This window comes from Streptomyces sp. NPDC001700 (assembly GCF_053596435.1).
In genome coordinates this window covers 184,525-200,925 of the sequence record NZ_JBSFGE010000011.1, presented here as the reverse complement: position 1 = coordinate 200,925, position 16,401 = coordinate 184,525, and the positions used below count along the sequence as shown (strand labels likewise).

The 16,401-nt window shown below is 71.8% G+C and carries 15 protein-coding genes; 8 read left to right on the top strand and 7 right to left on the bottom strand.

The genetic code is table 11. From position 1 onward, the window contains the following. The first annotated feature begins 19 nt into the window (after positions 1–19). From ACWC5C_RS21960 to ACWC5C_RS21945, 4 genes are read left to right on the top strand one after another with little or no spacing between them, the layout of a single operon-like run. Positions 20–925, top strand: coding sequence for a MetQ/NlpA family ABC transporter substrate-binding protein (locus tag ACWC5C_RS21960; protein ID WP_450877673.1), 906 nt, complete (start codon positions 20–22; stop codon positions 923–925). Then, on the top strand, positions 922–2,283 hold the full coding sequence (locus ACWC5C_RS21955; protein ID WP_450877671.1) for an LLM class flavin-dependent oxidoreductase: 1,362 nt from the start codon (positions 922–924) through the stop codon (positions 2,281–2,283). The genes ACWC5C_RS21960 and ACWC5C_RS21955 overlap by 4 nt, the downstream gene beginning before the upstream one ends. Before the next feature lie 11 nt (positions 2,284–2,294). Beyond that, positions 2,295–3,632: an NtaA/DmoA family FMN-dependent monooxygenase gene (locus ACWC5C_RS21950; protein ID WP_450877669.1), complete on the top strand. Its 1,338-nt coding sequence runs from the start codon at positions 2,295–2,297 to the stop codon at positions 3,630–3,632. Further along, positions 3,629–4,849: an acyl-CoA dehydrogenase family protein gene (locus ACWC5C_RS21945; protein ID WP_450877667.1), complete on the top strand. Its 1,221-nt coding sequence runs from the start codon at positions 3,629–3,631 to the stop codon at positions 4,847–4,849. The genes ACWC5C_RS21950 and ACWC5C_RS21945 overlap by 4 nt, the downstream gene beginning before the upstream one ends. An 84-nt stretch (positions 4,850–4,933) precedes the next feature. On the opposite strand, the gene ACWC5C_RS21940 is transcribed toward ACWC5C_RS21945, so the two are convergent. The 4 genes from ACWC5C_RS21940 to ACWC5C_RS21925 form a co-directional block, all read right to left on the bottom strand. Next, entirely contained in the window at positions 4,934–5,404 is a 471-nt protein-coding gene (locus tag ACWC5C_RS21940) for a hypothetical protein (RefSeq protein ID WP_450877665.1), read from the bottom strand. Positions 5,405–5,460: 56 nt separating this feature from the next. Then, on the bottom strand, positions 5,461–5,613 hold the full coding sequence (locus ACWC5C_RS21935; protein WP_450877663.1) for a hypothetical protein: 153 nt from the start codon (positions 5,611–5,613) through the stop codon (positions 5,461–5,463). 176 nt (positions 5,614–5,789) lie between these two features. Further along, positions 5,790–7,241, bottom strand: a complete 1,452-nt coding sequence (locus tag ACWC5C_RS21930) for an amidase (RefSeq protein ID WP_450877661.1) — start codon at positions 7,239–7,241, stop codon at positions 5,790–5,792. 101 nt (positions 7,242–7,342) lie between these two features. Next, the gene (locus ACWC5C_RS21925; RefSeq protein WP_450877659.1) at positions 7,343–7,906 is read right to left on the bottom strand and encodes a TetR/AcrR family transcriptional regulator; all 564 of its coding nucleotides are present in this window, start codon (positions 7,904–7,906) and stop codon (positions 7,343–7,345) included. A 95-nt stretch (positions 7,907–8,001) separates the two neighbouring features. Between ACWC5C_RS21925 and ACWC5C_RS21920 the strand changes: the two genes are divergently transcribed. Further along, a complete protein-coding gene (locus ACWC5C_RS21920; RefSeq protein WP_450877657.1) occupies positions 8,002–8,745 on the top strand; it encodes an SDR family oxidoreductase in 744 nt (247 codons plus the stop codon). Positions 8,746–8,765: 20 nt separating this feature from the next. On the opposite strand, the gene ACWC5C_RS21915 is transcribed toward ACWC5C_RS21920, so the two are convergent. The 3 genes from ACWC5C_RS21915 to ACWC5C_RS21905 form a co-directional block, all read right to left on the bottom strand. Further along, on the bottom strand, positions 8,766–11,636 hold the full coding sequence (locus ACWC5C_RS21915) for a tetratricopeptide repeat protein (protein WP_450877655.1): 2,871 nt from the start codon (positions 11,634–11,636) through the stop codon (positions 8,766–8,768). Positions 11,637–11,759: 123 nt separating this feature from the next. Then, the gene (locus tag ACWC5C_RS21910) at positions 11,760–12,455 is read right to left on the bottom strand and encodes a DUF5134 domain-containing protein (RefSeq protein WP_450877653.1); all 696 of its coding nucleotides are present in this window, start codon (positions 12,453–12,455) and stop codon (positions 11,760–11,762) included. 259 nt (positions 12,456–12,714) lie between these two features. Next, on the bottom strand, positions 12,715–12,930 hold the full coding sequence (locus ACWC5C_RS21905) for a heavy-metal-associated domain-containing protein (protein ID WP_385446965.1): 216 nt from the start codon (positions 12,928–12,930) through the stop codon (positions 12,715–12,717). 262 nt (positions 12,931–13,192) lie between these two features. On the opposite strand from ACWC5C_RS21905, the gene ACWC5C_RS21900 reads away from it, so the two are divergent. From ACWC5C_RS21900 to ACWC5C_RS21890, 3 genes are read left to right on the top strand one after another with little or no spacing between them, the layout of a single operon-like run. Beyond that, complete coding sequence (locus ACWC5C_RS21900) at positions 13,193–13,468, top strand: hypothetical protein (protein ID WP_450877650.1); 276 nt, start codon at positions 13,193–13,195, stop codon at positions 13,466–13,468. Then, complete coding sequence (locus ACWC5C_RS21895; RefSeq protein WP_450877648.1) at positions 13,465–15,885, top strand: heavy metal translocating P-type ATPase; 2,421 nt, start codon at positions 13,465–13,467, stop codon at positions 15,883–15,885. Before ACWC5C_RS21900 ends, ACWC5C_RS21895 begins: the two co-directional genes overlap by 4 nt. Continuing rightward, entirely contained in the window at positions 15,866–16,384 is a 519-nt protein-coding gene (locus tag ACWC5C_RS21890; RefSeq protein WP_450877646.1) for a copper chaperone PCu(A)C, read from the top strand. Before ACWC5C_RS21895 ends, ACWC5C_RS21890 begins: the two co-directional genes overlap by 20 nt. The last annotated feature ends 17 nt before the right edge of the window (positions 16,385–16,401 follow it).

The following is a 16,401-nucleotide window of genomic DNA, read 5'->3' as shown; positions in this document are numbered from 1 at the left end:
CTCCTACCGGGGAACCACCATGCCTTTCGTACACGACCACGGGTTCGAGCTGAAGTCGAGAACCCCCCGTCGCATCGCCGTCACCGCCGTGGTCGGCGCCGCCGTCCTCGCCGTCGGCTCGCTCGTCGCGGCGCGGCTCGGCGGCGAGGACCACCCGCCCCTGGGGAAGACCCTCAAGGTCGGCTACAACCAGGGAAGCATCCCGCAGAGCGCCATCGTGAAGTACATCGCCGACAAGGTCGACCAGGACCACGGCGTCACGGTCAAGCCGTATCCCGTCAACGACGCCAATCAGGTCAACGGCTCAACGGCGGACGGCAAGCTCGCCGCGAACATCACCCAGCACGCCGAGTGGCTCAAGGTCATCGTGGCCAACGAGGGCTACCAGGCGAAGGCCGTCCAGCCCATTTTCACCCAGGCCTTCGCGCTCTACTCGCAGAAGTACACCAGCGCGCGGGACCTCCCGGACGGCGCGCGCGTCACCCTCCCCAACGACCCGGCGAACCAGACGCAGGCGCTGCTGACCCTCCAGAAGGTGGGGCTGATCACGCTCAAGAAGGACGTGGATCCGCTCACCGCGCAGCTCGGCGACATCGCCGCGAACCCACACCACTTCACGTGGCACGAGGTGTCGCTGGATGCCATCGCCCGCTCCCTCCCGGACGTCGACGCGGCCATCAACTACGCCTACAAGTTCCGCGTCGCCGACGTCCCGGTCAAGCAGCGCATCCTGCTGCCGCCCGCCGACGAACGCTTCGCCATTCAGCTCGTCGTCGGCACCGCCTATGAGGACGACCCCGCCATCACGCGGCTCAAGGCCGCCTTCGCCGACCCCCGGGTCGCGCGATTCATCGAACACGACCTCGACGTGGAGACCCAGCCCGCGAAGCTCCCGACCGACCAGCGACAGCGAGCCGCCCCATGACCAGCGGAAACGGCAAGCGCCACCTGCACCTGGGCGTCAACATCTTCCAGTCCGGAATCTTCGCGGGCGCGTGGCGCGCCCCGGACGGCGACCCGCGCGCCGCCTTCTCCCTCGACCACTACATCACCACCGCCCGCATCGCCGAGGCCGCGAAGCTCGACGCGGTGTTCCTCGCCGACACTCCGGTGCTCACCCCCGATGTCGCCCACCGGCCCGAGTACGCCCTCGAACCCACCGTCATCCTGGCCGGGATCGCGGCGCACACCAGCCGCATCGGCCTGATCGCCACCGCCTCCACCAGCTACAACGAGCCGTACAACATCGCCCGCCGGTTCGCCGCGCTGGACCACCTGAGCCGGGGCCGGGCCGGTTTCAACGCGGTGACCACGGCCGGTCCCGCCGCCGCCCGCAACTTCGGGCTCCACCAGGCACCGGCGCACCGCGACCGCTACCGGCGCGCCGCCGAGTTCGTCGACGTCGTCGGTGCGCTGTGGGACAGCTGGGACGACGGCGCCCTCGTCGGCGACGCCGCGCGCGGCGTGTTCGCCGATCCGGACCGTATCCGCGCCATCGACCACGAGGGCGAGTTCTTCCGGGTGCGGGGGCCGCTGAACACCCCGCGATCGCCGCAGGGCCGCCCCGTCCTCGTCCAGGCCGGTGGATCGCCCGACGGCATCGAGCTGGCGGCCGCGCACGCGGAGGCCGTGTTCAGCGCCGCGCAGACGCTCGACGAGGGCAAGGCGTACTACCGGGCGGTCAAGTCCCGCGCCGCCGAACTCGGCCGCGACCCCGGCCACATCGTCGTGCTGCCCGGGCTGTCCACGGTGGTCGCCGCCACCCGCGACGAGGCACTGGAGCGGCTGAACAGCCTGCAGGACCTCATCCCGCTCCGCTACGGTCTGGACCGGCTCGCCGCCCTCCTGGGCATCGACCCGGATGCCCTCGACCCGGACGCGGAACTGCCGTGGGACCTCATCGGCGCGGCCGAACACGTCCAGGGGCTGCAGACCTTCTTCACCGTCACCACCGAACTCGCCCGGCGCGAGGGGCTGACCGCCCGGCAGCTGATCCGGCGGCTCGGCGGCGGGCTCGGCCACCGTGTCGTCGCCGGGAGCCCGGCCGATATCGCCGACACCATCGAGGAGTGGTTCAGCGAGGGCGCGGCCGACGGCTTCAACCTGATGCCCGATGTGCTTCCCAGCGGGCTCGCGGCCTTCGCCGAGCACGTCCTCCCGGAACTGCGCCGCCGGGGACTGTTCCGTGACGAGTACGCGGGCACCACCCTGCGCGACCACTTCGGCCTGGTCCGGCCCCCGGTCGCCCAGCCCGCTCGACGCGCCGTGGAGGCGATCGTCTGATGCCACGTCTGATGCCACGCCCCCTCAGCTTCCTCGTGAACATCACGGGGGTCGGCAACCACCCCGGCGCCTGGACCCTGCCCGGCCGGTCCCCGGACGCGTACATCGACCCCGAACACCATGTGCGCGTCACCCGAACCGCCGAGCGCGGCGCGCTCGACGGGGTGTTCCTCGCCGACATCCCCGCCCTGTACCACGGCATCGCCCACGGCCCCGGGCAGGCGCTCGAGCCGTCGATGCTGCTGACCTACCTCGCCGCCGCCACCGAGCGCGTCGGGGTCGTCTTCACCGGCTCCACCACCTTCAACGAGCCCTACAACCTCGCCCGCCGTGTGCTCTCGCTCGACCATGCCTCGGGTGGACGTACCGGCTGGAACGCGGTGGCCACCTTCTTCCCGGACGCGGCACGGAACTTCGGCCTCGACGCGCCCCTCGACCACGACACCCGCTACCGCAGGGCGGAGGAGTTCACCGGCCTGGTGCACCGGCTCTGGGACTCCTGGGAGGATGGCGCGCTCATCGCCGATACCGTCGGCGCGCGCTTCGCCGACCCCGACCGGATCCACGCCGTGGACCACACGGGAGAGTTCTTCGACGTCGCGGGGCCGCTGAACGTGCCGCGATCGCCGCAGGGCCGCCCGGTGACGCTGCAGGCCGGGGCCTCGCCACAGGGCCTGGCGCTCGCGGGACGCTTCGCCGAGGCGGTCTACACCCCGCTGCTCGACGCGGAGGCGGCCCGCGGCTACCGCGCCCGGCTCACCGAACAGGCGCACCGCTACGGGCGGGATGGGTCCGGCATCCGGCTGCTGCCCGGCCTCACCCCCGTCATCGGCTCCACCGAGGCCGAGGCCCGTACCCGCTTCGCCACGCTGGAGGCGGGCGTACGGGAGGACGCGCGGCAGATCGGCCGGGTGGCCCGTACGCTCGGCCTCGACCCCGCCACCACCGACCCCGAAGCGCCGCTGACCGAGGCCCAGTTGGCCGGGCCGCCACCGGACCGGCTGCCCACCGGCTTCTTCCGCGCCCACGCCGAGATCGCCCGCCGCGAGGGGCTGTCCCTGGCCGGGCTCGCCGCGCGCACCATCGGCGGCCACCGCTCGGTCGTCGGCACCCCCGAGCGGATCGCCGACGACATCACCGCGTGGTGGTCGGCCGGTCTCGTGGACGGCTTCACGCTGCTGCCCGACGCGCTCCCCGACGGCCTGGACGCCTTCGTCGACCACGTCGTGCCGATCCTCCGCGCTCGCGGTGTCTTCCGCCACGGCTACACCGGCACGACCCTCCGCGACCACCTGGGACTTCCCGTACCGGCACCGTCCTACGAGCAGAAAGGGGCCACGGCCCGATGAGCACCAGTACGGCCCACCGGCCCGGAACCGTTTCCCTCAACGAACTCCTCGACCGTGTACCGGAGCTGACCGCCTCCCTCGCCGTCGACACGGCGCGCCGCGAGGCCGCGCGGGAGCTGCCGTACGCGTCCCTGGACGCGGTGCGGACCAGTGGCATCGGGGGCCTGCGGGTCCCGGCGGCGTACGGCGGCCCGGGGGCGGGTCTGGTGGACCTCTTCCAGGTCGTCATCGACCTCGCGGAAGCGGACTCCAACGTGGCGCAGGCGCTCCGTCCGCACTTCGGTTTCGTCGAGAAGCTCATCAGCGACGGTACGGAGGCGGAGCGCGAGCGGTGGTTCGCGGCGGCCCTCGCGGGCGGGCTGTTCGGCAACGCCACCGGGGAGACCGCGGCCAAACACCCCGGCGACATCCACGCGGCGCTGGCACCCGACGGTGACCACTACCGGCTGAACGGTACGAAGTACTACAGCACCGGCGCGCTGTTCGCCGACTGGGTGGTGGTCGCCGCGAAGGACCACCGGGACCGGCGGGTGCGCGCCATCGTGCCGCGCGGCCGCCCCGGCCTGCGGCTGATCGACGACTGGGACGGCATGGGCCAGCGCATGACGGCCAGCGGCACCACGGAGCTGGACGACGTCGTGGTGCACCCGCACGAAGTCGTCGTGGACGAGGCCGTCGGTGTGCGCCGTACCCATCTCGGCGCGTACCACCAGCTCTTCCTCGCCGCCGTGGAGACCGGCATCGCCAAGAACGCGGCGCGCGACGCCATCGGCTACGCCCGCGACGGCGCCCGCGCGGTCCGGCACAGCGGCGTCGAGCAGGCGGTCCAGGATCCGTTCGTACAGCACACCGTGGGCGAGATCGCGGCGCTCGGGTACGGGGCCGAGGCCACGGTGCTCCGCGCGGCCGCCGCCATCGACCGGGCGCTCGCCGAACCCCCTGGCGAGGACGGCGTCGCGGGCACCGAACCGGCGCTCGCGGAGGCGGCCACGGAGGTGGCGCAGGCCCAGGTGGTCGCCGCCCAGGCGGCGCTGCGGGCGGCGGAGCGGCTGTACGACGTGGGCGGGGCCTCCGCCACCCGGCGGGAGTTCAACTTCGACCGCCACTGGCGCAACGCGCGGACGCTCGTCAGCCACAATCCCATCGCCCACAAGGCGCGCGTGGTGGGCGACTTCCTCCTCAACGCCGAGGCCCCGCCCCTGACCGGCTTCTTCTGAGAGGCGGGGCGGGCCGGGCCCACCAGGGCCGGGCCTCGTGGCCAGGACCGTTCAGGATGCCGCGCGCGCTGTGTTCGGCCGTGGTCAGGGCGCGGTGCAGGTGCCGGGGCACCTCGGTGGCGGCGCCACGTACCGCGAGCCGCATTCGACGCCCTTGCGCTCGGCGACCCCGATCGCGGCCCGCAGCTCATGGACCAGCGGGTCGACGGCGTGGTCCCGCTCCGCGAACCGTCGGCCAGCCCTGCGAGCAGCGGCAGCACCGAGTGGTGGAGGTACTCGTAGCGGGCGCGCTGGTCCGCGTGGATCCGGGCGGATATCGCGGCCTCGGTGTGGACCCGTTCCTGTTCGCGCGCGGTGGCACCGGCCGTCGCCGCGCAGTCCCGCAGCAGCCTGGCCATGACGGCGGCGGCCCGGCCGGGCCGGCAGCGCGTCTATCACCATGATCAACGTGAGCAGGGCGGGCAGCGTCAGCCCGAAGTGGACGGCGGTGAGGATGACGAGACCGCCGACCCACAGCCCGCCGCGCAGATCGTCGGCGATGCGCTCGTCCAGCACCTCGGATGGGGTCGGGCGCCTCAGCCACACTCGGCATCCCGGACACCTCAGCCCTCTCAGACATGAGGCCACTCCAGCCGTACCTCCGTGCCGTGGCCGGGCCGGGAGCCGACCGCCGCCATCCGGTCCACGACCGAGCGCGCCAGCCCGTAGCGGTGGTCGGGCACGCGGGTGACGTCGAAGCCTGCTCCGCCATCGCCGACAGTCACGATGGCACGGTCACCCCGCCGACCGGCGCGTACGGTCGCGGTGTCCACGCCCGCGTGGCGGGCCACGTTGCGCAGCGCCTCCCCCTGCACCAGGAGCCAGCTCGCGTACGGGGGCCGCGGGGTGCGCGCCCCGCCCGACCGCCAGCGCGGACATCGCTCTCACCCGGTAGTACGCCCTACCTCGGTGCCTGGAAGCCGCCGATCGTCTGCTCGAGCAGTTCGGCCAGCCGCAGCGGGGTGCGGTCCTCGAACATCGGACCGATGAGCTGCACTCCCACCGGCAGACCCTCGGGAGACCGGCCCGCTGGTATGGCGGTGGCGGGCAGGCCGGGCATCGTGGGCAGACCGGCCCAGACGAGCTGGTCGAAGTACGGGCACTCGACGCCGTCGATGTCGATCCGGCGTTCCAGCGGATTGGGGTTGTGGTCGTGCGGGAACGCGGGAGTGGGCGTGATCGGACACACCACGGCATCGAACTCGGCGAAGAACTGCCGCCAGCCGTGGCGGTGGAGTTCGCGCTGGTTGTTCGCCTCGATCCAGTCGCGGTGGCTGAACACCATGCCACGCAGCCGCGCCGCGTCGAGGCTCTGGTCGTCCGCGCTCAGTCCGGCGGCGCGGGTCCGCAGCTGCTCGTACGCTTCGATGGGAAAGCGCGCGACGGAGCCCGAGAACAGCAACTGCGTGTAGAGCGTCGCGGCTTCGGCCAGATCGGGCAGCAGCGGAGTGTGCCGTTCGACGCGGGCGCCGCCGTCGGCGAGGGCGTCGGCCACCCGGTTCACACCCGCCCGCACAGCGGACCCGGTCGGAATGAGCGGATGCTCGTCGACGACCAGGACCCGGAAGTCGCCGAGCCGCTCGTGGCGCGCGGGCGGCAGCGCCACGTCGTGCGCCTTGCCGAACGTCAGGGGGTCCGGTCCGGCCATGACGTCGAGCAGGAGCGTGAGGTCGCGGGCAGTGCGCGCCATCGGACCGACGACGGCGAGGTCGAGGTCAACTGGCAAGGGCAGTGCCGGCGGCGCGACCATGCCGCGGGTTGCCGCCAGTCCGAGTGTCGGCTTGTGCGCATAGATGCCGCAGAAATGCGCGGGGGTGCGCAGCGAACCGGCGAGGTCGGAGCCGATGGACAGCGCGCAGAATCCGGACGCCAGGGCCGCCGCTGACCCGCCGGAGGATCCGCCCGGTGTGCGATCGTGATCCCACGGATTTTTAGTGGTGCCGTAGATCTCGTTGAAGCTCTGGATATCTTGCAGCCCCAAGGGCACATTGGTCTTACCCAGCACCACCGCGCCCGCGGCCTTGAGCCGCGACACCTGTACCGCGTCCTCGGTCGGCACAAAGTCCCGGTGTTGCGGCATGCCCCAGGTCGTGGGCAGCCCAGCCATGTTGTAGGACTCTTTGACCGTCACCGGAATTCCGAGCAGCGGCCTATCCTCGCCTCGGGCGCGCGCCTGGTCGGCAGCGAGTGCGGCGACCCGCGCACGGTCGAAGTCCGGCACACAGATCGCGTTGATCACCTTGTCGTCGCGCTCGATACGGGAAATCGCCTCATCGGTCAGTTCCGCCGAGGTCACTTCACCGGCACGCAACGCGGCCGCCATATCTTCGGCCGTCTGAAAGCTCCACTCCATGAATTCGACGCTACCGGCCTCTTTAGCAGGGCATGAAATACCGCTTCACTCAATGGGAATCGGTCGACATGGCCGCCTCCACGGACCGAGCAGGAACGGCATCAGGCCGGGTCCGCGTCCTGGCGGCGGAGGCCGTCGAGGATGACGCTCATCAGGGGCCGCGCCGTTGATTCCCACACGTCCCGGTCCAGTCGGCCGAGGTAGGCGATGAGCAGGAGGACGCCGGGAGCGTCCACGTCGGTGCGGAGGGAACCGGCCGCTTTCCCGGCGTCCAGCAGGTGGGCGAGGGCGCCTTCGATGGGGTTGTGGCTGTGGGCGACGAGGTCCTGCCAGGCGGCCGGTTCGAGCGCCGCCAGGACACCGCGCTTGATCTCGGCGTAGTCGATGACTCGGTCGAGCCAGTGGCGCAGGGCTTCCACCGGTTCGTGTTCCGCCAGTAGGGCGGAGGCGGCGGTCACGAGTTCTTCGACGTCGCGCCGGTACACCTCGGCGAGGAGCGCTTCGCGGTTGGGGAAGTTCCGGTAGAGCGTCCCCTGCCCCACCCCGGCGCGCTTCGCGATCTCGTTGAGGTGGACGTGGCTGGACTCGGCGAGAGCCGCGCGGGCGGCCTCCACGATGCGGGTCCGGTTCCGCACCGCATCCGGACGGCGTGCTGGCGCGTTCATGGGCCTCTCCTGATGTTCTGCCTCTGACAAGTGGACACGTGTCCGGTAGGGTGCGCCACACGGCGGACACGTGTCCACTTTACTTGGAGGCAGCTGTGCTCTCTCTTCACGGCAAGATCGTCGCTATCACCGGCGCGAGTGGCGGCATCGGCGAAGCCACGGCCCGTCTGCTCGCGCAGCGCGGCGCCTCGGTCGTCCTCGCGGCGCGCCGCAGCGAGCGCATCGACGCCATAGCGCAGGACATCCGGGACGAGGGCGGCCGCGCTGCCACGTGCGTCGTGGACGTCACCCAGGCCGATGACCTGCGGCGCCTGGTCTCCACCACCACCGACCAGTACGGCCGGATCGATGTGCTGGTGAACAACGCGGGCATCGCCCCGATCAGCCCGCTGGCCGACCTCGACACCGACAACTGGTCGGCCATGATCGATGTCAACCTCCGCGGCATGCTCAACGGTGTCGCCGCCGCGCTGCCCGCCTTCCGCGAACAGGGGTCGGGCCACCTGGTGAGCATCGTCTCCGTGGCCGGTCTGGGGTCCGTGTCCCCCTCGATGGCCGTCTACGCCGCGACCAAGAACGCGGTGCGCACCCTCCACGAGGGGCTGCGCGCGGAGTCCACCGACGGGGTGGTGCGCACCACGGCCATTTCACCGGGATACGTGCGCACCGACCTCGCCGACTCCATGGCGGACCCGCACCTCCGCGAGCAGACGCGCAAGAACATGGACGCGGTGGGCATCCCTCCGGCGGCGGTTGCCCGCGCGGTGGCCTTCGCCGTCGAGCAGCCCGACGACGTCGAGATCGGCGAGATCAACGTCCGCCCCACCATGCAGGCCTGACACACCGCCTGCCACGCACCTCAGCCGGACTGCGTTTCAGCCTGGATGTCGGCCACGAGCTTCTTGGCCGCCGCCAGCTTCGGCCCATAGACCGCGGGATCCGTGGCGTTGAGCGCGGTGAAGATCTCCACGGCTTCCCGCGCCCGGGTGAGGGCGTCATCCCTCCGGCCGGACTGCCGCAGGTAGGGGATCGTCGGAAACATCAGCCAGTCGCCCAGGCCTCCGCGATACCTCCCGGGGTTCTCGGTGGCGAGTTGGCGGAGCAGATCGGTGGCATCGATGGCGCGCTGCGCGCCCTGGGCGTGGTCGGGCTTGCCCCACAGGGCCTGGGCCAGATTGACCAGCGCCCATGCCTTCCGGTAGCGGAGGTCGTCGGATCCGGGCTGTTCGCGGATCAGCTTGTCGTAGAGGGCGAGCGCTTCCCGCATACGGGCGATGGATTCATCGTGGCGTCCGCTGCCCATCAGATACGCGCCCGCCGGGAACACCAGCCACTGCGCGAGCCCGGGCAGGTAGGAGGGCTTCTTGGTGGCGAGCTGGCGGAGCAGATCGGTGGCCTCGATGGCACGTTGGACGCCCTGGGCGTGGTCGGGCTTGCCCCACAGGGCCTGGGCCAGATTGACCAGCGCCCAGGCCTTTCGGTAGGCGAGGTCGTCGGATCCGGGCTGTTCGCGGATCAGCTTGTCGTAGAGGGCGAGCGCTTCCCGCATACGGGCGATGGATTCATCGTGGCGTCCGCTGCCCATCAGATACGCGCCCGCCGGGAACACCAGCCACTGCGCGAGCGTCGCACGGTAGCCGGGGTCCAGGGCCACGACCTCGCGGGCCACCGCGATGGCGTCGGCCGCCCGGGCGTTGGCCTCCTCGCGCGCCGGGCCCGGCAGGTTCCACAGGGTCTGGGCCCTCGTCACCAGGGCCCGCGCATCCGCGATCCGGGCCGACGGGGCCGGCGTGGCCGTGTCGTAGGAACACGTCAGGAACTGCGGCACCTCACCGATCTCGCTGCCGAAGTCGACCCGGTAGAGCGATACGCTCCCCGCCCCCATCGACACCGCGGCCAGCTCGGAATACGACCACCAGGGCTGGCCGAGCCACAGCGGCGCCGACCACTGGGACTGCTGGGGATCCCGGTAGATGGTCTGAACGCGGCTGTCCCGGCCCTGCCAGAACCAGTGAGCCCGCCGGGACCCGGTCACCGCCGGGACGGTCGTGTAGGGCACGCCCCATTTGGTGAGGTGCTGCGGGGTGATCTCGGCCGGGGCGCTCCAGCCGCCGTCGTAGTGGATGTTCCACATGGACCCGAACTTGCCCTGCCAGACCACATCGGCCTTGCCGTCGCCGCTGCCCATGGCCTGGATGGACGAGGGGAAGTCGCCCCCGGGGAATTCGGCGATCTGCGCGGGCGCGCTCCACGCGGGGGCGGCCGCGCGGGAGTCGTAGGTGACGCTGTGCACCGTGCGATAGTTCATGGTCCACACCACCAGCACCGCCCCGGGCGATGGACAGGTCACCGTGAGGTCCGAGTTCAGCGACGTGGCGTCCGCCGGGGTCACCGCCTGGGGTGGCCCCCACGCCCCCTTGGCGTCCTGGAAGGCGGCCATCAGCATGCCGGTGGCATTGTCCCGCCACACCGCGACGACAAAGCCCGGTGCCGCGGCCGCCTCGGCATACGAGACATCGATGGTGTCGCCGCTCACCTTCACCGGAGCGTCCAGCCAGCCGGTCGGCCGGGTGGGGTCGGTGCGCGTGGCGTAAACGCCGCCGTCCTTGCCCCGCATCACGACCGTGACCAGGCCCGGCCCCGACGACAGGACGCGGGGCGTGGGTTCCTCCCGCACCGTCTTCTCGGCGCTGATGGCCACCGAGGGCTTCCAGGCCGGTGCGGTCGCGGTGGAGTCGTAGGAGGTGGTGCGCAGCTGTGCCTTGTCCGGGTCCCGCCACACCAGCACGGTGCGGCCCGGCCGGTCCGACACCGCGGCCAGGGACACGATGCTGTCCGGCACCCCCACCGGGGTCCAGGGGGACCATCCGGGTGTGCGCGGGTCCTTGGCCCAGTAGGCCACGGTGTCGTGGAAGCCGATGAGTTTGGCCAGGCCCGTGCGGACCCGCATATCGGCGCGCAGCTGATCGGCGTAGTAGGACCGGGCGTCGTCGTATTCGGCCTGCCCTCCGGGGCGCCAGCCGACTTCGGTGTGTCCCGTGTCGTAGCCGGTGATGTGGTCCACGCACTGGTGGGCCAGGAAGTAGCTTCCGCGGTTGTCCGGACCGCCGCCGGTATGCGGTTCGATGGCCTGGTCGGCGTGCTGGAACACCCAGTCGAGCCGCGCCGCGTGCCGGGTCAGCTCCTCACGGGCCAGCCGGTCCTCGCGGTACTGCGGGTTGAGCCCGGCGATCACGCCGAACCGGACGGTCAGCACGTAGACGTAGGCGATATACGCCAGCCGGTGGTCGAAGACGCTCTCCGGTGAGTTCGGGTCCGGCCGGTAGAAGTAGGAGTCGCCCTCCAGCAGCGTATTCGCCGCCAGCCGCGCGTTGTTGTCGGCGTTGGACCGCAGCAGCGGGTCCGTGCGGCCGCCCGCGACCCAGGCGTTCAGCTCGTCCATGGCGGTGCGGGCCCGGCCGCGCAGACCGTCCAGATCGCGCCGCAGATTGAGGACATACGCCTGCTGCTCGACTCTGACGGCCTGTTTCACGGCCTCCAGCACCTCGTCGAACCGCCCCTGCAGCGCGACGAAGTCCTGGTGCAGCACCTCCAGCCTGGCCAGGATCTCCTCTTCGGGAGTAGCGGTGTGGCTGCCGAGGCTGACGAAGGCGACGATGCCCTGGTACGCCTCGTACGCCTTCTTCCCGGCCTCATAGACCGCCAGTGCGGTGACGATGGGCGTGGCCATATCCGGTGTCCCCCCTCGGCCTGTGCCCCCCGTGAGCACGCCTGACCCAAGTGAACCACCGGACAAGTACACCAACGCTGGAAAAATACTTGAGCGCCCCAATGTGCGCCGGTACGGCCGTCCTCAGACGAGCACCACGAACGTGACCGCCATCCCCAGCGCCATGGCACTGTGGCAGGCGAGACCGAACGCGTCGCGCTCGACCGGGGCCGCGGGACGCCGCGGACCGGTGGCGTAGACGAGCCGGGCGGCGTCGAAGCTCCGCGCCAGCCACCACACGCCCAGCACGAGCAGCACCACGGCCAGCAGCCCGGCGGTCAGCCTCGGGGCGGTGTCGGTGAGAGCCATCGTCACGGTGCCGGATCCACCGGACATGTCCATCCCCGGCATGTGCGCCATGTCGTGGGAACCGCCGTGGCCCGCCATCGCACTGGAGCCGTGTCCCGCCATCGAGCCGGACGAGACCATCGCGGCGGCCATCCAGGCCATCGCGCCCATCATGACGATGTGCGGGAGGGCGCCCCGCAACGCCCGTGTACGGGAGGCGGACGCGGGTCGCGCCAGCGCCACTCCCGCGAACCACATGGCGCCCAGCGTGAACAGCGCGACCTGCGGTCCGGCGGGGAGGTCCATTCCCCAGGGCCACACCATCGCCGCCATGGCGAAGGCCATCACCGCGTGCAGCAGGTGTGCGACCCTCTCGACCGCGCCCGGGCCGCCTCCGGCGCGTCCGGGCGCGCCGGTCCGCCACATCGCGGCGAGGGCGGGCACGACGAACAGCAGGGTCAGGATCCACCGCAGACCCGTCGAGGCGATCATCGGGCCACTCCCCGCGTCGTCACGGGTTCGGGCCGGTGGGGCTCGGGCAATTCGCTGCTCCGGGGTATGAGGTCGTGGTCCTCACGGCCGTTCGGCCGCGTCCGCGCATGTGCGGTCGCGGTCGCGGTCGGCGTGGTCTGTTTGTCGGGCATCGCTGGGCCTTCTCTCAGGCGGCGGCACGGACAGTGATGAGCGGGGCCGGTCGGTCGCGGCAGGGACCGCGGGATACCGCGGCCCCGCCGGGCCGTCCGCTGTGGGGTCAGGCGGTTGCGAGGCCCGCGACGCCGTATCCCGCTTCGGTGATCGCGGCGCGGACTTGCTCGTCGTCGAGCGTGGTGCCGCGTACCGTGACCTCGTTCGACGGAAGGTCCACGCTGACCTCGCTGACCCCGGACACCTCGGAGACCTCCTCGGTGATGCTGGCGACACAGTGTCCGCAGGTCATGCCGGTGACGATGTAACGGATCTCAGTCATGGTCATCGCTCCTGGTGTACGGGGAGGGTGATGCTTTCGATGGGGAATACGCGCATATGAGCGCTGGTGTTCACGTCGGGCTCCGGCGGGGCGGAGAAACCTCGCGCTCCACATGTCGGACGACAGGGCCGGGCAGTTCCCGGCGGGGACGGTCTTCTCCTTGTATGACAGAGCCCCCGCTTGGTGAGCGCCCTGCCGCCCCGGCCCGTAATGGTGAGCGGACCCCAGCCGTTTCCGGAAGCCAGCACAGGGAGTGCCGAAGATGCCGCTGACCGATACCGCCGCGCCGCCGCGACCGGCGCCCGACGAGGCGGAGCCACTCGGCGCCCGGTTGCGCCGCGCGCTGCCGCCTCCCGCGCTGGCCGGATTCCTCGTCCTCCTGGTGGTGTTGATGGCCGCCTCCTACGCCGTGGGGCGCGCCGCCGGTCCGGTGGATCCCGGCATCCACCGGAGCGTGCCGCAGGACGACGGGGGCGGCGGCATGGGCACCCACGGCATGGGACCGCTGAGCCACGGCGCGTGGACGGAGGAGCGATGAGCGAGCGCCCGGACGCCGCGTCCCCTCCGAATGCCACGTCCCCTCCGGCCGACACCTCCGACGCGCCCACCCACACCACCGACCTGCTGATCGGCGGCATGACGTGCGCGGCCTGCGTGAACCGGGTGGAGAAGAAGCTGGCCCGCGTCGAGGGCGTGAGCGCCTCCGTGAACCTGGCCACCGGTACGGCGCGGGTCTCCCACCCGGAGACCGTGACCACGGATGAGCTGATCGCCACCGTCGAACGGGCCGGATACACCGCCGAACTCCCGGCGCCCGCCCCCGGAACCACCGACGGGGACCTTTCCGTGGATTCCACGGACGGGTCAGATGGACAGGACCGCGAAGCCGCCGGTGACGTCGAACGGCTCATCTTCACCGCGGTGCTGGCAGTGCCGGTGATGGTGCTCTCGATGGTTCCCGCCTGGCAGTTCGACCGGTGGCAGCAGGTGTGTTTCATCCTCGCCACTCCGGTCGCGACCTGGGGCGCGTGGCCCTTCCACCACCGGGCGCTGCGCGGCCTGCGGCACGCGGCGGCCACCATGGACACCCTGGTGTCCCTCGGCGTCCTCGCGTCCTACGCGTGGTCGGCGTACGCGCTGCTCTGGGGTGGCGCTGGCGTACCGGGCATGCGGATGCCGTTCAGTCTGCTGCCCTCGGCCGACGACGGTGTGCCTCACATCTATCTGGAGGCGGCGGTCGCCGTTCCGCTGTTCGTCCTCCTCGGACGGCATCTGGAGGCGCGTGCCCGGCACCGGAGCGGTTCGGCGCTGCGGTCGCTCGCCGAACTGGGTGCCAAGGACGTGGAGTTGCGGGAGTCCGGCGGCAATCGCCGCATCCCCGTGTCCGCGCTCACCACGGGACAGGAGTTCGTGGTGCGCCCCGGCGAGAAGGTGGCCACGGACGGGGTGGTCGTCGAGGGCGGTTCGGCGCTGGACCTGTCCCTGGTCACCGGCGAGAGCGTGCCGGTCGAGGTGACCCCCGGCACCGCCGTCGTCGGCGGGGCCGTCAACTCCGGCGGTCTGCTCGTCGTACGCGCCACGGCGGTCGGCGCCGACACCCAACTCGCCCGCATCACACAGCTGGTGACCGAGGCCCAGGCGGGCAAGGCCCGGATGCAGCGGCTCGCCGACCAGGTGGCGGGCGTCTTCGTACCGGTCATCGTGGCCATCGCCGCCACCGTGCTGAGCTTCTGGCTCGGCGCGGGTGCGGCGGGTGAGTCGGCCGTCACCGCGGCCGTGGCCGTCCTCGTCGTGGCCTGCCCCTGCGCGCTGGGACTGGCCACACCGACCGCGTTCCTCGTGGCCAGCGGGCGCGGGGCACAGCTCGGCGTCCTCGTCCGCGGCCCGGAGGCGCTGGAGCGGCTGCGCCGCGTGGACACCGCCGTACTCGACAAGACCGGCACGCTCACCACCGGCCGCATGTCCCTGGCCGACGTGGCCGTGGCGGAGGACGGGCCGGAGGAGAAGGATCTGCTCCGGCTGGCCGCGGCCGTGGAGCAGGGCTCCGAACACCCCATCGGCCGCGCGGTGGTGGCGGCGGCCCGCCGCGACGCGGCCGATGACACCGGTCTGCCGGAGGTGACGGAGTTCCGGGCCCACCCCGGAGAGGGCGTGTCCGGCCACGTCGAGGGCCACCGTGTGCGCGTACGCCGCCCGCGTCCGTCGGAGCCTCTGCCGGACGCACTGCGCGAGGCACGGGATGCCGCCGAGCGCGCCGCACACACCGCCGTCATCGTGGAGATCGACGACCGCCCGGTCGGGCTGCTCGCCGTCGGTGACACCTTGCGGCCCACCAGCCGCGAGGCGGTGGCGGCGATGCGCGCGCTGGGCATCGAGCCGGTGCTGGTGACCGGTGATGGGACCGCCCCCGCCCAGGCGATGGCCGAGCAAGCGGGCATTGAGAAGGTCCACGCCGGGGTGACCCCGGAGGGCAAGGAACGGATCGTCGCCGAGCTGCGCGCCGAGGGCCGGTGCGTCGCGGTGATCGGCGACGGAGTCAACGACGCCGCCGCGCTCGCCACCGCCGATCTCGGCATGGCCATGGGCGGTGGCACCGACGCCGCGATCGGCGCCGCCGACATCACCCTCGTACGGGAGGACATGCTGGCCGTCGTCGACGCCATCCGGCTCACCCGGCGCACCCTGAGCACCATCCGCGCCAACCTCGTCTGGGCCTTCGGCTACAACGTGGTCACCGTCCCGCTGGCCGCGACGGGCTGGCTCAACCCCATGGTCGCGGCAGCCGCCATGTCCGCGAGTTCGGTCCTGGTCGTCACCAACAGCCTGCGGCTGCGGGCCTACGCCCCGGGCGGGCGCCGGACCGGCACACCGCCCGCTCCCCTCGCGTCCCATGACTCAGCGGACACCGAGCACGGCCGTACGAGAAGGAAGAACGATGTCCTCAGCGACCGATGACCGCACCCCGCCGCTGCGCCGCCTGAGAGAGACGGTGGCCCGGGGAGCGCGGGCGGCCCTGATCCCGGTGGGCGGCTGCGCACTGGCCCTGGCCCTGCTCACCGGCTACACGGCGACCGGGGCGGCGGGAGTGCCCGTCCCGCGGATCGAGGTCAGCGCCGGCTGGATCCTCCAGTCCCCCGAGCACGTGGCCGCCGCGTACTTCGAGATCCGCAACGTCGGGGACCGGGACGACACCCTGGTCTTCGCCGACTCCCCGGAGCTGGGCGTCTCCATGCTGCGCGAGCCCGACAAGAGGCGGCCGGGCGCCGTCCGTTGGGCGAAGAAGGTGGCCATCCCCGCGCACAGCACACTGCGGATGAAGCGGGGAGGCATCCATGTCGCGGTCCTCGACCCGCCGATGCTGAAGCCGGGCGAGAGGGTGACCTTCAACCTGTGGTTCACCGGCCGCGGCCGGGTGGGGGCCGAGGCGATGCGCTCTCATCTCATCGAGCCGTGAGAGTAGTTCGTCCGCAG